Raw genomic sequence first — 15,735 nt, 5'->3', positions numbered from 1 at the left:
TGGGCGAGGCCGACGGGGACGCCCAGCCCGTCCTCCCCGGCCGGCAAGGCGTGCACGGCCACCTACCGGATCGTCAACTCGTGGCCGGGCGGCCGCCTGGTCGCGGTGCTCGCCGTGACCCAGACGGTCGGGTACGGCGTGCTGTTCTACCCGTTCTCCGTCGTGCTGCACCCGATCGCCGCGGACCTGGGCACCGGCCCCGCGGCGATCACCGGCGCGTACACCCTCTGCGTGCTGGTCGCCGCCGCGGCCGCCGTCCCCGTCGGCCGCCACCTCGACCGGCGGCCGGCCCGTGGCCTGATGGCGGCCGGCGCGGCCCTCGGCTCCGCGGCCGTCGTCGCCCTGTCCCAGGCGCGGGCGCTGTGGCAGGTGTACGCCGCGTTCGCCGTCATCGGACTCGCCGCGGCGGCGAGCCTGTACGAGGCGGCCTTCACCGTGGTGGTGCACCAGCTCGGGGCCGCCCGCCGGTCCGGGGCCATGCTCACCATCACGGTCGTCGCCGGGTTCGCCAGCACCGTGTTCATCCCCGCCACGGGCTGGCTCACCGCGCAGCACGGCTGGCGCACCGCGCTGCTCGTGCTGGCGCTCGGCCACGCCGCGATCACCGTGACCGGGCACCTGCTCGCCGTCCCCGCCACGCCTCCGGTCAGCGCGGCCGCGGTGACGGCCACCGGCGGCCCGCGCGGCACCCGGGTGCTCCGCGACGGCGGATTCTGGCTGCTGGTCGTCGCGTTCGTCGCGCACGGCACCGCGCTGTCCGCCGTCAGCGTCCACCTGGTCGGCTATCTGATCGGCGCGGGACACCCGGCCACCACCGCCGCCGCGATCGCCGGGATGCTCGGGGTGCTGTCGGTCGCCGGCCGCGTCGCCACCACCGCCGTCGCGCGCCGCCACCCGATCACCACGACCACCGCCGTCGTGTTCGCCCTGCAGGCGGCCGCCGCCGCCGCGCTGCCGCTGCTCGGCGGGACGGTCGCCGGGGCGGTGGCATGCGTGGCCGTGTTCGGCCTCGGCTTCGGTGTCGGCGTCATCGCCCGGCCCGCGATCCTCGTCGACCGCTACGGCACGGCCCGCTACGGCGCCGTCTCCGGCATGCTCACCGTGCCCGCCACTGTCGCCAAGGCCGCCGCCCCGCTGGCGGCGGCCGCCGTCACCGGCGCCGGGCAGATGGCCGCCGTGTCCGCGCTGTGCCTGGTCGCGGCGGTCGCGCTGGTATACCCGCGCCCGCCACGACCGCCCGCCGCGACCGCACCCGGCGACGGCTAGGCCGCGCGGGTCAGAACGCGCCCGCCTTGACGGAGATGGCCACGCGGCGGCCCGCGTACTCGGTGACCGTCCACAGCTCGTCGACGCTCGCGCGGTAGGACAGGTCCTCGCAGCCGATCGGCAGCGTGTCGTAGTGCATCACCACGCCGCCGCCCGGCGTCCAGGTGGCCAGGTCGCCGTCGTTGGCGTCGCCGTCGCTGGTGGACAGGAAGTACCTGCCGTTCAGGCTCAGCGCGCCCTGCATCGACGTCACGTCCACCCGGTAGGCCCACGCCGCCGTGGCGTCGGTGGTCGAGCCCGCGTCGTGGACCAGCTCACGGTCGGTGTAGTCGACGTTCCAGCGCACCAGCCGCGTCCCGGTGCCCGGGTTGCCGTACTCCCCGATCAGGAGGCTGTCCGGGCTGGTGCTGCGGTCCAGGGAGACGAACGAGAAGACCAGGCCGCCGGTGCCGACCTGGTCGTAGGCCAGCGACTGCGGCAGCACGTACTTGTAGCCGAACGCCTGGTAGGTGCCGTCGGACTGGCGGCCGCACGTGGTGGAGCTGGTCGTGGACGTCTGCCACAGATGGTTCAGGTCGAACACGCGCAGGCCCCGGTTGGTGTCGGCGACGTAGAGGTGGTTGCCGTACCAGGCGATGCCGCCCGCGTGCACGTTGATCGCGCGGAAGCTGTGCACGCCGCCGGAGGTGTACGGCTCGACGAGCAGCACGTGCCGGTAGCGCGGGGCGGCCGGGTCGGTGCGGTCGACGAAGCTGACGCGCACGCCCTTCTCGCCGTCGGCGCCGGTGGAGTACCAGGAGACCAGCACCGCCTTGCGGTCCTCGTACACCCCGGAGTCGAAGGCGTCGGAGCTGGTGGTGATGCCCTGGGGCATCCACTCGGCGGTGTTGACGTCACCGCTCTCGAAGCGGAACCCGGCGGCGAAGTTGGTGGCCAGCGCGGCGCCCTCGCTCGCGGTCAGGCGGGTGGCGACCCGGTTGCCGTCGTCGAGGACGTGCTGGACGGTGACGTTGGGCAGGGCGGCGTCCAGGCCGGCGATCGCGGTGGCGTAGGAGCCCGCGCGGCGGCGCAGCTTGAACGCGGTGCGGTCGATCGCGGCGGGCGCGGCGGCGGCCGGTGCGGCGGCGAGCAGCGCGCCTGCCGTGGCCGCGGCGGGGATGGCGATCAGTCCGGTCAGGAGGGATCTGCGAGGAATCGGCATCGCGACACCGTAATCGACCGATATACGCGGGGGCTACAGCCCGACTACAACCGAAGGATCTTTTAGGCTTCGATTAAGCCGAGGGTTTTTCCGGCGCGTCGGGAGAGCTCTCGGCGGGTGCCAGGGCTTGGGCCAGCTCCCACAGCCGCTCCGCCGCCCGCTCCTCCGCCACCCTGGTCGGAGCGTCGCCCAGACTCCGCCGCGCCTTCGCCAGCGCCACCCGGTACTCCCCGACCGCGGCCCGCGACAGCACGACGTACGGGACCCGACGCCGCGACGACGCCCAGACGAGCAGGCAGACACCACCGAGCAAGCCCAGCACGAGAGCGGCGGTCAGCGCGAACACGGCCGGCCACGGCCGGTCGCCCGCGAAGAACAGGCCCGCGGCGCATGCGACGGCCGACCCGATGAGACCGGTAGCGGCGAACCTGGGCAGCAGCGGAATCAGCTCGCGGTACGCGGGGTCGTGCGGCACGGGCGTCGCGGTCTCGGGGCCGCGGCGGGTGACCACCCCACCGCCGTCCTTCCAGACCTCCAGCCGCACGCCACCGACGCTGGTGTCGACACTGCGCCTGTCCATCGAGCCGGTCCTCACCCTGGGGGCTGACGTCGAGGTCGAGGGTAGGCGCCGGGTGCCAGTCCGGGGAATGCCGATCCCGGCGCGAGGCGGCTGCGGTTCGCGGCATCGGCGTAGGAGGTCGCAGCGGCCTGCCAGGTGACTGTATCCGTCGTCCCAGCGTCCGCGCAGGATCGCGATGGTCGGCGTACGGCCATCGTCGCATGCCCGTTCGACGCATACTCCGAGCAGGTGGAAGCCGCTATATTGACCCTCCACATTGCTACGGGAGGCGGCGCGTGGCGACACCTGGGATCTTCTGCATCGAGGGTCAGTGGGGCGACCTCGATCGGAGGGAGTCGGTGCAGCCCATTCTCGAGCTGCTGGAGCGGCTGGGGAGGATCCGTTTCATCCACAAGGACGTGGCCACCCCGGAGGAGATGGACTTCTACCTGTCACGTTGGCGGCTGAAGCGGTACTCCGACTACGGAGTCGTCTACTTCGCCATGCACGGCGACGCCAACCGGCTCGAACTCACGGAGGGTCGCTCGTTGAGCCTGGACGAGCTCGGCGAACGCCTCGAGGGTCGCTGTGTGGGCCGTCGGATCTACTTCGGCAGCTGCTCGGTGATGCGCTACCCCGCCAAACTGGCCAGGTTCGTCGAGCAGACGGGCGCGGAGCTGGCGTGCGGTTTCACCGTCTCGGTCGACTGGCTCGAGTCGGCGGCTTTCGACACCGTTCTGCTCGACCTGCTCGCCAACAGCTCCGCATCGGCGGTGAGCAAGCGGATGGCGTCGGCACGATGGGCTCCGCTGGCCGCCCATCTGGGCTTCAGCATCGCGTACGCCGGGGGGAGAAGCTGGTCCGCCGCGCGCGGCCTGAGGGTCCCGGCCCAGGCCGGCCCGCGCGACTCCGTCGAGCTGGACGTCTGAGGGGTGAAGAAGGGCACCTTCCTATACGCATAGCGATAAGAAGGTGCCCTTCCTTTCTCAGCGGGCGGTGATGTTGTACGGCAGGGCGGTGCCGGCGGCGTTGAAGCCGAAGCTCTCCTCCTGGCCGGGGGCGATGTCGCCGTTGTAGGCGACGTTGGTGAAGGTGTGGTGCTGGCCGCTGCTGGTGCGGACGGAGCTCCAGGAGCTGCTGACCGTGGTGCCCGTGGGCAGGTCGAACTCGGCGCGCCAGGTCGTGGTCGCGGTGGCGCAGTTGTTCTTGATGAAGACGTCCATGCCGTAGCCGGTGCTCCAGGTCGAGGTCTGCACGGTCCGGACGGTGAGGCAGCCGGACGGGGCGCTCGGCGAGGCCGACGGGCGTGGGGAGGCCGTGGGCGACGGCGACGCGGACGGGGACGGGGACGGGGCGGTGCTGGCCGACGGGGAGGGGCTGGGGGCGCCGGTCAGGGACTTGAGGAACAGGGACTGGGCGGGGTCGGTGCGGGTGGCGTCGACGCCGTGGCCGCCGGTGTAGTCGAGCTGCTCGCGCCCGGACCAGTCGGGGATGGTGGCGCCGGCCTGGTCGAGGTGCTGCCAGCCGGTGCCGTTCCAGCCGAACTGGTAGATGCGCTGGTGGTCGGCGTAGTACGGGGTGTACGCGGCGCCCGCGGTGACCTGCTTGCTCATGGTGTTGTTGAAGAAGACGTTGCGCGGGCCGGTGGAGCCGGACCACTTGACGGCCTTCTTGCCCGCGCCCCACCAGATCGGGAACCAGGTCGAGGCGTCCGGGCCGCCGCCGCCCTCCTCGCCGCAGTTGGCGGTGCAGCTGCCGGAGCGGTGCTCGTACGGCACGGTCACCGTGTTGAGCTCGATCAGGTTGTTGCGCTCCCAGCCGCCGTGCAGGTTGATGTCGGAGTCGAAGTCGTTGCCGATGACCACGTTGCCCGAGGCCGACCACTGGAACGTGAAGTGGCGCAGGTTGCGGGAGGTGTTGCCGGCGTAGAGCGAGTCCCAGACGCGCGAGCCGCGGAAGTACCCGTTGCCGCCCTTGCCCTTGTTCCAGGCGCCGTCGAAGCTGTTGCCGACGATCTGCAGCCGGTACGCCTCCTCGGAGACGATCGGGTGGGAGCCGGTCATCGTCGCGCTGATGCCGCGCACCCAGGAGTTCGCGGCCCATTTGAAGACGATGCCGTGCATCTCGTCCGCCGGGGACATGTTGCCGTAGTTGTGCACCGCGTTCGCCGCGTTCAGGCCGGGCATGTCCTGGGTCAGGGCGAAGTTCTCGAAGCCGACGCCGAGCACCGGGTCGACTAGCGGGGCGGCCTTGGAGTCGTACACGGTGCCGTTGATGGCGGCGGAGCCGTCCGAGGTCGAGGTGACGGGCACGTCGTACTCGAGCGGCTTGTCGAGGGTGATGGTGCGGTTGGTGGTGTCGACCGCGGTGATGGTGAAGATCTGCTGGCGCATGTGGATGTTCTGCAGGGTGCCGTCGGTGGGCGTGACGTCCTGCTGGGCGTAGAAGTTCAGCGAGTTCGCGGCCCGGATGTTGACCAGGCCGCCGACCCTGAACGCGCTCAGCGAGCCGCTGGTGGCCAGGTGCACGACGGTGTCGCCGGTGCGGGCCGCGAAGCCGGTGTCGCCGGTCTTGCCGCGCAGCTTCAGCCCGGCCTTCCAGTGCACGTTGACCGTGCCCTCGAACAGGTCCTTGCGGTTGGCCGGCGCCGCGGCGTACTCGCTCGCGTAGCTGGTGTGCACGCCGCGCGACTGCACCCGGAACAGGCCGCGGCCGGGCCAGATCCAGCCGCCGCCGGCCGAGCCGTAGCCCATGCCGTCCTCGTCCCAGTCCGAGCCGTCGGCGGTGAGCGCGTCGTAGCGGGTGTTCGCGTCGGGGCGGAACACCAGGCGGGTGCCGCCCGTGCCGCTGCCGGCGCCCCGGATGATCAGGTAGTCGGCGTCGACGGCGAGCTGGCGGGAGACGTTGAGCGTGCCCGCGGGCAGCGTGATCAGCGAGAGCTTCGTGTAGCTCGCGGTCGGCGAGCAGCCGGTGCGGATCGCGTCGATCGCGGCCTGCAGGCCCGCCGAGTCGTCGGCGCCGTCGTTGGGGGTGACGGCGTACTGGCTCGCCAGCTCGGCCGGGGTGAGCTGGCAGGCGGCGTCGGGGTTGGTCTCGGCGGCGCCGGGCAGGTTGGCGCCGCCGCGGTAGCCGGCCTTCGACCAGTCGTAGAGACCGGAGATCGGGGCGCGGCGGTTGGCGGCGGACAGGTCGAGGGTGGTCAGGGCGGCGGCCGGGCTCAGCTCGGGACGGTGCGGGGCCACTACCAGGGCGCCCGCCGCCAGCGCGGCCACGGTGAGGCCGGCCAGCAGGGGCACGGGAACGGTGCGACGGGACATCTCAGCTCCGGAAGGGACGGTGTCTGCGGTGGATGCCTTGTGATCGAACAGTTTGCTGACATGTATCCATCAGGTCAATAGCCGACCATAAACTGACATGCCGTCCACAGATGTGGACGGCATGGATCTTGCCCAGCACCCTCCGCCGTAGACGTTGGCCTATCTGGATGACGAATTCGAGATCGACTTAATCCAGATAGGCCAACGTCTATGAGAAAAGCGGCGGCAGGCGGCGCCCCCGGCAGCGGTGCCGGCCTGCGGCGCCAGAGGGCGGAATGGCCAGCGGTCAGGGAATCAGTTCGGCGGGCAGGCCCTGCAGGGCGACCGGGCGGCGGAAGCGTTCGATCGCCTCGGTGCCGACCGACGTGGACCACGACGCCGACGTCGCCGGCCACGGACCGCCGTGGTGCATCGCGTCGCAGACCGCGACCCCGGTGGGCACCCCGTTCCAGACGACCCGCCCCGCGCGGGCGAGCAGTGCCGGCAGCAGCACGCGGGCGGTGTCCCGATCGGCGTCGGCGGCGAACACCGACGCGGTCAGCGACCCCTCCAGCCGCTCCAGCACCTTGCCCGGCTCCCCGACCCCGATCACCACCGACGGTCCGAAGTGCTCCTCCAGCAGCTCCCCCGCCAGCTCCGCCGCGTCGACGACCACCGCGAACGGCGCGGGTTCCCCCTCCCCCGCCACCACCCGATGCGCGGCCGAAGTGTCCGACCGCCAGCGCGCGTGCGCGTCGGCCATGGCCGGGGTGAGCATCCGGTGCACCGGCAGCGCGGCCACGGCCGCCGCCAGCGCGTCGGCGAACGCCGCCGACTCGGTCAGCACCAGGCCCGGCTTGGTGCACAGCTGCCCCGCCGAGCCGGTCACCGCGGCCGCCAGCGCGGCGACCGTCGCCGCACCGGCCGCGCCCGGCAGCACCAGCACCGGGTTGAGCGAGCCCATCTCGGCGTACACCGGGATCGGGTCGGGGCGGCCCGCGGCGGCGTCCATCAGGGCGCGGCCGCCCTGCAGCGAGCCGGTGAACCCGACGGCACGGATCCCGGGTGCGCGCACCAGTTCCAGGGACACCTCGGGACCGCCCGCGACCAGCGAGAACGCGCCCTCGGGCAGGGTACGCGCGAGCAGCCTGCCGAGCAGCTCACCGGTGTGCGGCTGGGCCGGGTGCGCCTTGACCACCACGGGGCAGCCCGCGGCCAGCGCCGAGGCGGTGTCGCCGCCGCTCACGCCGAAGGCCAGCGGGAAGTTCGACGCGGCGAACACCGCGACCGGCCCGACCGGCACCGGCACGGTCACCACGTCCGCGCCGCCCGCGGCGGCCCCGGCCGACACCCGCCGCCACGGTTCTGCCGCGTGGTCGCCGTACTGCCGGAACTGGTTGGCGGTGCGGTCCAGCTCGCCGCGCAGCCGCGCCTCGGTCAGGCCCGTCTCGGCCAGCGCGGTCGCGACGATCTCGTCGCCGGCGAGCACCAGCACGTCGGCGCATGCGTGCAGCATGGCCCGGCGCAGCTCGCCGCTGGTCGCCGCGAGCTGCGGCGCCGCCCGCACCGCGACCGCAACAGCAGTGGACACGCTCATACCCGATCCTCCAGGTCCGCCAGGCGTCGATCTTGCACGAACTGTTGCCCATATGTCCGATGTGGGCGTGTCGCACCCACCGTACGCGCAAGATCGGCGCGGGGCAGGGGATGGCGGTTCATCCGCGGAACTCCTTGGTCAGCGTGGCCAGCAGCGGCTGGCGGTCCGCGCCCGCGAGGCCGAGGTGGTAGAGGCTGAGCCGGGTCGCGCCGGCCTCGCGGAGCCGCGCCACGTGCGCGGACAGGTCGTCCGGGTGGGCGGGCGGCAGCACGGTGACGTACGCGTCCACGGTGGTGCGGTCGGCGAGCGCCGACACCAGGCCGGCGGTGGCGGGGTCGGTCGGCCAGCACGGCACGAGCACGTTGTCCACCTGCGGCAGCAGCGCCGGGTCGAGGCCCGGGGAGGGACCGGCGGCCCACGGGTCGGGGTGCCCGTGCAGGGTGACGGGGGCGTCCGGGGCCTGCTCACGTACCGCGTTGAGCACGGCGGACAGGAGCGCGGCCGTGGCGGAGCGGCGGGCGGCGAGCAGCGTCGACGCCAGGTCGTCGGGGAGCCATGCCGCGGTCCGGACCGCCTCGCGCAGCGCGGCGACGACCTGCTCGGGGTCGAGCCCGGCGGCCGTCCAGGACGCGGCGCAGGCGGCGCAGCAGCAGACGCTCAGCGCGCGCTGCACCGGCGGCGGGAAGGCCCCGTCGGTCTTCTCGTGGCAGCCGATGTGCGCCACGCCCATCTGCCCGGCGGACTCCAGTGACACCCCGCTGACGGGCAGGTCCCGCAGCGCCTCGGCGGCCAGGGTGGCGCAGTGCTCGCGCACCTCGGGCTGCGCGGGGCACAGCGCGTAGGGGTACCGCTCGCCGAAGCAGTTGCGCACGCTCAGGTCCGGGTGGGCCAGGCCGAGCCGGGTGTTGTGGGCCAGCACGATCCACGCGTTGACGCCGATCCCGGCCGCGCGCAGGATCTCGGCGGCCTCGCCCGCGGCATCGGCGGACGTCCAGTCCGGACCCTGCGGCACCAGCCGCCGCCCGGCCCAGGCCTGCTCGCGTACGGGCCGGTAGAGCGCGGCGTGGCGGGCGTCGACGAGCCGGCGCGACGGGTGCAGCGGGGTCGCCGCGCGGGTCGAGTGGTACGACACGGCGAGCGTCACCGCGTCCGCGCCGGTCCGCGCGAACCGCTCGACGAAGCCGGGGCCGTCGCCGAGCACGTCCCACGGGAACGCGTGCACGCTGATCACCATCGCGGCCTCCGCTTCGTGTAGTCCGGTGCGAAGATCTGCCGGTACGACGTGTCGTCGCGCTCGCGGATCGCGCAGCGCAGGTAGTTCTCGTGCAGCCGGGCCAGCGCGTCGCGGTCCAGGCTGACGCCCAGGCCGGGCCTGTCCGGCACGGCCACCGCGCCGTCGGTGATCGGCAGCGGCCGCTCCAGCACGTCCACCCCGCACTGCCACGGCGTGTGCGTGTCGGCGGCGTACGTGAGCTCGGGCAGGGCCGCGCCGAGCTGCGTCATCGCGGCCAGGCTGATGCCGAGGTGGCTGTTGGAGTGCATGGACACCCCGACGCCCCAGGTGCGGCAGATCGCGGCGAGCTCGGCGCTGCGGCGCAGGCCGCCCCAGTAGTGGTGGTCGGACAGCACCACGCCGACCGCCTCGGCGGTGAAGCCGGGCTGGATGTCGGCCGGGCTGACCACGCACATGTTGGTGGCCAGCGGCATCGGCGCGGCCTCGGCGACCTCGGCCATGCCGGCGATGCCCGGCGTCGGGTCCTCCAGGTACTCGAGCAGCCCGTCGGTCTCCTCGGCGACGCGGATGGAGGTGGCGACGCTCCACGCGGCGTTCGGGTCCAGCCGCAGCGGCAGGTCGGGGAACGCCTCGCGCAGCGCGCGGATCGCGGCGATCTCCTCGTCGGGCGGGAACACCCCGCCCTTGAGCTTGATCGAGCCGAAGCCGTACTGCGCGATCATCCGGCGGGCCTGCTCGACGATCCCGGCCGGGTCGAGCGCCTCCGGGTACGGGTCGTCGACCGGCGGCAGGCCGCCGACCAGCGACGCGGGGCCGTCGGCGGGCGGGTGCCCGTCCCACTTGTAGAACAGGTACGCCGAGAACGGCACCCGGTCGCGCACCTTCCCGCCGAGCAGGTCCACGATCGGCCGCCCCACCAGGTGCCCCTGCAGGTCCAGGCAGGCCACCTCGAACGGGCTGAACACCCGCAGCGCGGTCTTCTCCGGGCTGGACCCGCCGGTCAGCCCGTGCCGGTCGGGCGAGTCGACCCCGCCCAGCGCCCGGCCCACCCGCCGCCACAACCCGTTGGTGTCGAACGGGTCCAGCCCGACCAGCGTCGGCCCCACGGCCCGCAGCAGCTCCAGGTGCGGCGCGTCGCCGTAGGTCTCCCCCAGCCCGATCAGCCCGTCACCGCAGCGCAGCTCGACGATGGCGCGCAGCGCCCACGGCTGGTGCACCCCGGCCGAGTTGAGCAGCGGCGGGTCCGCGAACGCCACCGGCGTGACGACGACCTCCCGGATCCTCATCGCTGGACCTCGGCCAGGGCCGCCCGGCCGCGGGCGATGATGGCCGTCAGCTCGGCGAGGTGCTCGGCGGAGACGTCGACCAGCGGTGGGCGCACGTGCCCCATGTCCAGGCCGTCCAGCCGCGCCCCGGCCTTGACCAGCGCCACCGCGTACCCCGGGACCTTGTCGCGCAGCGTGACCAGCGGCAGGTAGAACTCGGTCAGCAGCCGCGCGACGACGTCCTTGCGCCCCGACTTCACCGCCCGGTAGAACGTGGTGGCGATGTCGGGGGCGAAGCACAGCACCGCCGAGGAGTAGCTGTCCACGCCGATCGCCTCGTACGCCTGCACCGACAGCTCGGCGGTGGGCAGCCCGTTGAGGAAGCCGAACTCGGCCGCGCGCGGGTGCCCCGACTGGCGCACCGAGACGACCAGGCGCAGCATCGCGTCCACGTCGCCGCGCCCGTCCTTGATGCCGACGACGCTCGGGATGTCGAGCAGCGCCACCGCCGCGGCCGGGTCGAGCACCGCGTTGGCCCGCTGGTACACCGTGATCGGCAGGCTGCTCGCCGCGGCGACGTACCGCACGTGCTCGACCAGCCCGGCCGGCGTCGAGGTGACCAGGTACGGCGGGAGCAGCAGCAGCCCGTTCGCGCCGCACTCGGCGGCGATCTGGGCGAACTCGCGTGCCTGCTGCGGGCCGCCGCCGCAACCGGCGAAGATCGGCAGCCGGCCGTCGGACACCCGCACCGCGGTGGCCACGACGTCGCGGTACTCGTCGGCGCTGAGCGCGGTGAACTCACCCGTGCCGCAGGCGACGAACAGCGCGCTGGGCGCGGCCGCGATCTGGCGTTCGACGTGCTCGGCGAAGACCGCCAGGTCGACCTTGTCGTCGCTGGTGAACGGGGTGAGCGGGAACGAGAGCAGCCCCTGCAGGCGCATGGTGGTTCTCCTCGGTAGTGGCTGTGCTGTGCGGTGGTACGGGTGGCGGCGTCAGCCCTTGACGGCGCCCGATGTCAGGCCGCGCATGAACTGGCGCTGCATGGCGATGAAGGCGAGCACGCTGGGCAGCAGGGCGAGCAGCGCGGCGGCCAGCAGCACGCCGACCCCGACCTCCTCGTCGGAGCGCAGCGTGCGCAGCGCCAGCGGCAGGGTGAACTGCTGCGCGTCGGTGGCGACGAGCAGCGGCAGCAGGTACTGGTCCCAGATCATGGTGAAGCCGAAGATGCCGATGACGCCCAGCGCCGGGCGGCACAGCGGCAGCACGACCGACCAGAACACGCGCAGGTCGCCCGCGCCGTCCAGCCGCGCGGCCTCCTCCAGCTCGACCGGGATCTCCTTCATGAACTCGGTCATCACCAGGATGGAGAACGCCCAGGCGCCCACCGGGATGATCATGCCGAGCAGGGAGCCGGTCAGCTCGAACTCCGACAGCACCAGCGACAGCGGGATCGCCAGCACCTCCTCGGGCAGCATCATCGTGCTGAGCACCAGCAGGAACACCAGCTTCATCAGCGGGAACCGCTTGCGGGCCAGCGAGTACGCGGCGGAGATGCTGACCGCGATCTGCAGCAGCAGCCCGCCGCCGACCACGATGAACGAGTTCGCCAGGTAGCCCAGCACGCCGCGGTCGAAGGCGCGGGTGAAGTTCTCCAGGGTGAACCCGCCGGCCGAGAACAGCGAGGTCGGGTCGGGGACCTTGGTGAACGCGCCGAACATCAGCGCGATCAGCGGCCCCGCGAAGACCACCACGAGCAGGCCGTACACGATCGTCTTGACCAGCAGCGCCAGCGGGCCGCGGCGGGCACCGAAGCCCAGCGCGCTGTCGAATCCGTTGCCCATCACGCCACCTTCTTCTCGGCACGGGCGCGCGCCAGCCGCACCACCAGGGTCAGCAGCACGGTCGCGGCCAGCAGCAGCATCGAGCCGGCGGCGGCGATGCCCAGCTCACCGCGTTCCAGGCCGAGCTTGTAGATCAGCGTCATCATCACCTCGGTCGAGCCGTTGGGGCCGCCGTTGGTGAGCAGGAAGATCTCGGTGAACACCCGCAGGCCGCGGATCGCGGCGAGGGTGAACAGGATGGCGAACACCGGGCGCAGCGCCGGGAACGTGACGTGCCAGATGCGCCGCCACACGCTCGCGCCGTCCACCGCGGCCGCCTCGTAGAGGTTGCGGTCCACCCCGGCCAGACCCGCCAGGAAGATCATCATGTCGTACGGCGCACCGCGCCAGATCCCGACGCCCATCACCGACCACAGCGAGGTGTCCTCGCTGTTCAGGAACTGCGACGGCCCGAGCCCGAACCAGCCCAGCACGGAGTTCACCGCACCGTCCGGCGCCGGGTAGTACATGATCCGCCACACCTCGGCCACCACCGCCATCGCGACGACGGTCGGCAGGAACACCGCGGTGCGGACCACCCACAGGTGCTTGGCGGAGCCTTCGAGCAGCAGCGCGAGCGCCATGCCGAGCAGGATCGAGCCGCCGGTCTGGCCGACGGCCAGCACCACGGTGTGCCCGATCGCGGCGAGGAAGTTCTCGTCGACGAACACCTGGGCGTAGTTGTCCAGCCCGACCCACCGGTCGCCCAGGTACGGGCGTACCTCGTGCAGGCTCATCTGCACGGCCTGCGCCATCGGCCAGAACTTGAACAGCGCGAAGATGGCCAGCGCGGGGGCGAGGAACAGCCACGGGCTCAGCGCGCCCGTCAGATCGAAGCGCCGTCTACGCGGGCGCGGTGCGGTGGCCGGCGGCGGGGCGGACTGCCCGGCCCGCCGGCCGGGGCGCACGGCGGTCGCCGTCGCCCCGGAACCGGTGGCCTGCATCGGTTACTCCTGACCTCGACGGGGTGCGTCACGCAGCGGTCCGTGCTGCACGGTCCGCTCGCCGCGCTCGCTCATGCCTGCTGCTTCTGCAGCTCGGCGCCGAACTTCTCGGCCAGCTTGGTCAGCTCCGCCTTGGGGTCGGAGGCGCAGTTCGCGACGATCGCGTTGAGGGCCTCGGCCGACGCGGTGCGGAACGGGGTCCACTCGGGAACCACCGGCGCGTAGCGGCCGGCCTCCTTGTAGACCTTGTCGAAGACCAGCCAGCGGGTGTCGGTGCGCACCTTGGCCAGGTCGACGTTCTTGTTGACCGGCAGCCGGACCACGTTGCCGTCGGTGTCGCCCGCCATGCCGACCGTCTGGCCGTCCTGGCTGATCAGGAACTCGGCGAAGCGCTCCTGGCCGGCCGGGTTGGCCGAGCCCGCCATCAGGTACACGTTCTCACCCTCGGCCAGCGACGCCGCCTTGCCGCCGGGACCCGCCGGGAGCGCGACGACCTCGTACTTGTCCTTGCCGAGGTTCTTGTCGAAGCGCGCCATGTTGTACGGCCCGGTGAAGTAGATGCCGCCCTTGCCGGACTCGAACAGCGGGTGCGCCTGCGTGGTCTCGGAGGTCACCGCGCCCGGCACCACGCTCTTGGCGGTGCAGAACTGCGCCTTGAGCCACTGCGCGGCGGCCACCGACTGGTCGGAGGCGATCGCCGGGGCGAGGCTGCCCGGGCTGCCGGAGAAGTAGTCCCCGCCCGAGGCCCACAGGAAGCTGGAGAAGTACCAGTCCAGGTAGCCGCGCTTGGTGGAGCCGGGGATGACGTACCCGTAGGTGTCGGCCTTGCCGTTGCCGTCGGGGTCCTTCGTGGTGAACGCGGTGGCCAGCGCGTCCAGCTCGGCCCAGCTCGTGGGCTGACCCAGGCCCACCTTCTCGCGCCAGTCCTTGCGGATGAACAGCGCGAACGACTGCGCCGAGAACGGCACCGCGTAGAGCTTGCCGTCGGCGCCCCTGGCCGCGTCCCAGGACGCGGGGGTGAGCTGGTCGCCGCCGTCGATGTCGGCCTGGTTCACGTCGCGCACCAGGCCCTGCTTGACCAGGGTGCCGAGCTGGGCGGTGTCGTTGACGACGATGTCGGGCAGCTTCTTCTGCGCCGCCGCCTGCTGCAGCTTGGTCTCGAAGTCCTCGAACAGGGCCGTGACCTTGGCCGGGATGCCGGTAGCCTCGGTGAACCTCGCGGCCAGGGCCTGGTGGGTCTTCTCGGTGTTCGAGCCTGGGGGCTTGCGCACCCAGATCTCCAGCGGCGCCTTGCTGTCGGCGGCCGGCTGGGGGTCTTCACCACAGCCGGCCGCGGTCGCCAGCGCGAAGGTGGCCGCCAGCGCCGCCACGAGCCTGGTCGCTTTACGACTGAGCATCGGACGCTGCCTCCTGTCTACATATGTGGACGGGTTCCTGTCATGTGCAAGTGGTGCACCGACAAGTTAGCGTCCGGTACTATGACCGTCAACACTCCCGAAACAATTCGCGTGGACGGTGGATCCATGACCTCAAGCCAGTCCGACAGCTCGCTGGTCAAGTCAGCCGAGCGCACGGTCCGCATCCTGGAGACGCTGGCCGCGTCCCCGAAGCGGCTGAGCATCTCCGAGCTGCAGGAGCTCATGGGGTATCCCCGCAGCAGCCTGCACGCCCTGGTCAGGACCCTGCGTGAGCTCAAGTGGGTGGAGGCCGACGACAGCGGCGCCACGTTCGGCGTGGGCCCGCACGCCCTGCTGTCCGGCACGGCGTACCTCGACCGCGACCCGGCGCTGCCGCACGTGTACGAGGCGCTCGAAGACCTGCGCGCCGAGATCGGCTACACCGTGCACTACGCCCGCCGCGACGACGGCCACGTGCTCTACCTGGGCAGCCGCGAGTCGCGCGACGCCGTACGCGTCGTCTCCCGGGTCGGCCGCCGGCTGCCCGCGCACATCACCGCGCTGGGGCAGGCACTGCTGGCCGAGCTGACCCCGGTCGAGGTCGACAAGGTGCTGCCGGACGACCTCGTCGGCTTCACCGAGCACTCCATCACCGACCGCGACGCGCTGCACGAGGAGGTGTCGCGGGTGCGCGACCGCGGCTGGGCGCTCGAACGCGAGCAGGGCACCGTCGGCGTGGCCTGCGTCGCCGCCGCGGTGCACTACCGCATCCCGGCCACCGACGCGATCAGCTGCTCCATGCCCGCCGACCTGGCCACCGACGCCGAGGTGGAGCGCGTGGCGGGCGCCGTCGTCCGCGCCGCCGCCACCCTCGCCGGCACCCTCCGCCGCCACGGCATCCGCTGACTCCGCACCCCCCCACCCCCCGCGTCCCGCGGCCCCGTGCCACGGCCCCGCGCCCCGCGTGCCCGCGTGCCCGCGTGCCGCAACTTTTAAAGAGAGGTTCGCGGACGGCGTCGTCCGCCGAGGCCTTCGCCGCCGAGCACGGGGTGGCCCGCAGCCACGGCTCGTGGGAGGCGCTGGCCGCCGACCCGGA

Annotated in this window: 13 protein-coding genes and 1 pseudogene; 4 read left to right on the top strand and 10 right to left on the bottom strand. The window is 72.6% G+C overall.

Features of this window, described 5'->3' with window-relative positions; genetic code table 11:
• Window positions 1–1,266, top strand: a 1,266-nt coding sequence (locus AB0J67_RS32925; RefSeq protein ID WP_363488231.1) for an MFS transporter, incomplete at its 5' end; no start/stop codon positions are given.
• 10 nt (window positions 1,267–1,276) lie between these two features.
• Here the strand turns inward: AB0J67_RS32925 and AB0J67_RS32920 are convergent.
• Both AB0J67_RS32920 and AB0J67_RS32915 read right to left on the bottom strand, forming a co-directional pair.
• Window positions 1,277–2,467 (bottom strand): hypothetical protein, encoded by a 1,191-nt coding sequence (locus AB0J67_RS32920; RefSeq protein ID WP_363488229.1) that lies wholly within the window; start codon window positions 2,465–2,467, stop codon window positions 1,277–1,279.
• 73 nt (window positions 2,468–2,540) lie between these two features.
• On the bottom strand, window positions 2,541–3,047 hold the full coding sequence (locus AB0J67_RS32915; RefSeq protein WP_363488227.1) for a hypothetical protein: 507 nt from the start codon (window positions 3,045–3,047) through the stop codon (window positions 2,541–2,543).
• A gap of 275 nt (window positions 3,048–3,322) precedes the next feature.
• Here AB0J67_RS32915 and AB0J67_RS32910 point away from each other — a divergent pair, with 275 nt between their 5' ends.
• On the top strand, window positions 3,323–3,955 hold the full coding sequence (locus AB0J67_RS32910; RefSeq protein ID WP_363488225.1) for a hypothetical protein: 633 nt from the start codon (window positions 3,323–3,325) through the stop codon (window positions 3,953–3,955).
• A 57-nt stretch (window positions 3,956–4,012) separates the two neighbouring features.
• Here AB0J67_RS32910 and AB0J67_RS32905 read toward each other — a convergent pair whose 3' ends face one another.
• The 8 genes from AB0J67_RS32905 to AB0J67_RS32870 form a co-directional block, all read right to left on the bottom strand.
• Window positions 4,013–6,343, bottom strand: a complete 2,331-nt coding sequence (locus tag AB0J67_RS32905) for a cellulose binding domain-containing protein (RefSeq protein ID WP_363488223.1) — start codon at window positions 6,341–6,343, stop codon at window positions 4,013–4,015.
• 286 nt (window positions 6,344–6,629) lie between these two features.
• The gene (locus tag AB0J67_RS32900) at window positions 6,630–7,913 is read right to left on the bottom strand and encodes an aldehyde dehydrogenase family protein (protein WP_363488221.1); all 1,284 of its coding nucleotides are present in this window, start codon (window positions 7,911–7,913) and stop codon (window positions 6,630–6,632) included.
• Between the two features lie 124 nt (window positions 7,914–8,037).
• Window positions 8,038–9,153, bottom strand: coding sequence for a hypothetical protein (locus AB0J67_RS32895; RefSeq protein WP_363488219.1), 1,116 nt, complete (start codon window positions 9,151–9,153; stop codon window positions 8,038–8,040).
• Window positions 9,147–10,439 (bottom strand): glucarate dehydratase family protein, encoded by a 1,293-nt coding sequence (locus AB0J67_RS32890; protein ID WP_363488217.1) that lies wholly within the window; start codon window positions 10,437–10,439, stop codon window positions 9,147–9,149. Before AB0J67_RS32890 ends, AB0J67_RS32895 begins: the two co-directional genes overlap by 7 nt.
• Entirely contained in the window at window positions 10,436–11,359 is a 924-nt protein-coding gene (locus AB0J67_RS32885; RefSeq protein WP_363488215.1) for a 5-dehydro-4-deoxyglucarate dehydratase, read from the bottom strand. Before AB0J67_RS32885 ends, AB0J67_RS32890 begins: the two co-directional genes overlap by 4 nt.
• Before the next feature lie 51 nt (window positions 11,360–11,410).
• Complete coding sequence (locus AB0J67_RS32880; RefSeq protein WP_363488213.1) at window positions 11,411–12,259, bottom strand: carbohydrate ABC transporter permease; 849 nt, start codon at window positions 12,257–12,259, stop codon at window positions 11,411–11,413.
• A complete protein-coding gene (locus tag AB0J67_RS32875) occupies window positions 12,259–13,242 on the bottom strand; it encodes a sugar ABC transporter permease (RefSeq protein ID WP_363488211.1) in 984 nt (327 codons plus the stop codon). The genes AB0J67_RS32880 and AB0J67_RS32875 overlap by 1 nt, the downstream gene beginning before the upstream one ends.
• Window positions 13,243–13,313: 71 nt before the next feature.
• Complete coding sequence (locus AB0J67_RS32870; RefSeq protein ID WP_363488209.1) at window positions 13,314–14,639, bottom strand: sugar ABC transporter substrate-binding protein; 1,326 nt, start codon at window positions 14,637–14,639, stop codon at window positions 13,314–13,316.
• Window positions 14,640–14,765: 126 nt separating this feature from the next.
• On the opposite strand from AB0J67_RS32870, the gene AB0J67_RS32865 reads away from it, so the two are divergent.
• Window positions 14,766–15,545, top strand: coding sequence for an IclR family transcriptional regulator (locus AB0J67_RS32865; protein WP_363488207.1), 780 nt, complete (start codon window positions 14,766–14,768; stop codon window positions 15,543–15,545).
• 71 nt (window positions 15,546–15,616) lie between these two features.
• Window positions 15,617–15,735 (top strand): annotated as a pseudogene (locus AB0J67_RS32860) (gfo/Idh/MocA family oxidoreductase); the annotation flags it as partial.

Origin of the sequence: Catellatospora sp. NPDC049609 (genome assembly GCF_040675365.1) — a bacterium.
Lineage (GTDB): Bacteria > Actinomycetota > Actinomycetes > Mycobacteriales > Micromonosporaceae > Catellatospora.
Note: the sequence above shows the minus strand (reverse complement) of the source record. Positions and strands in the feature narration are given on the sequence as shown.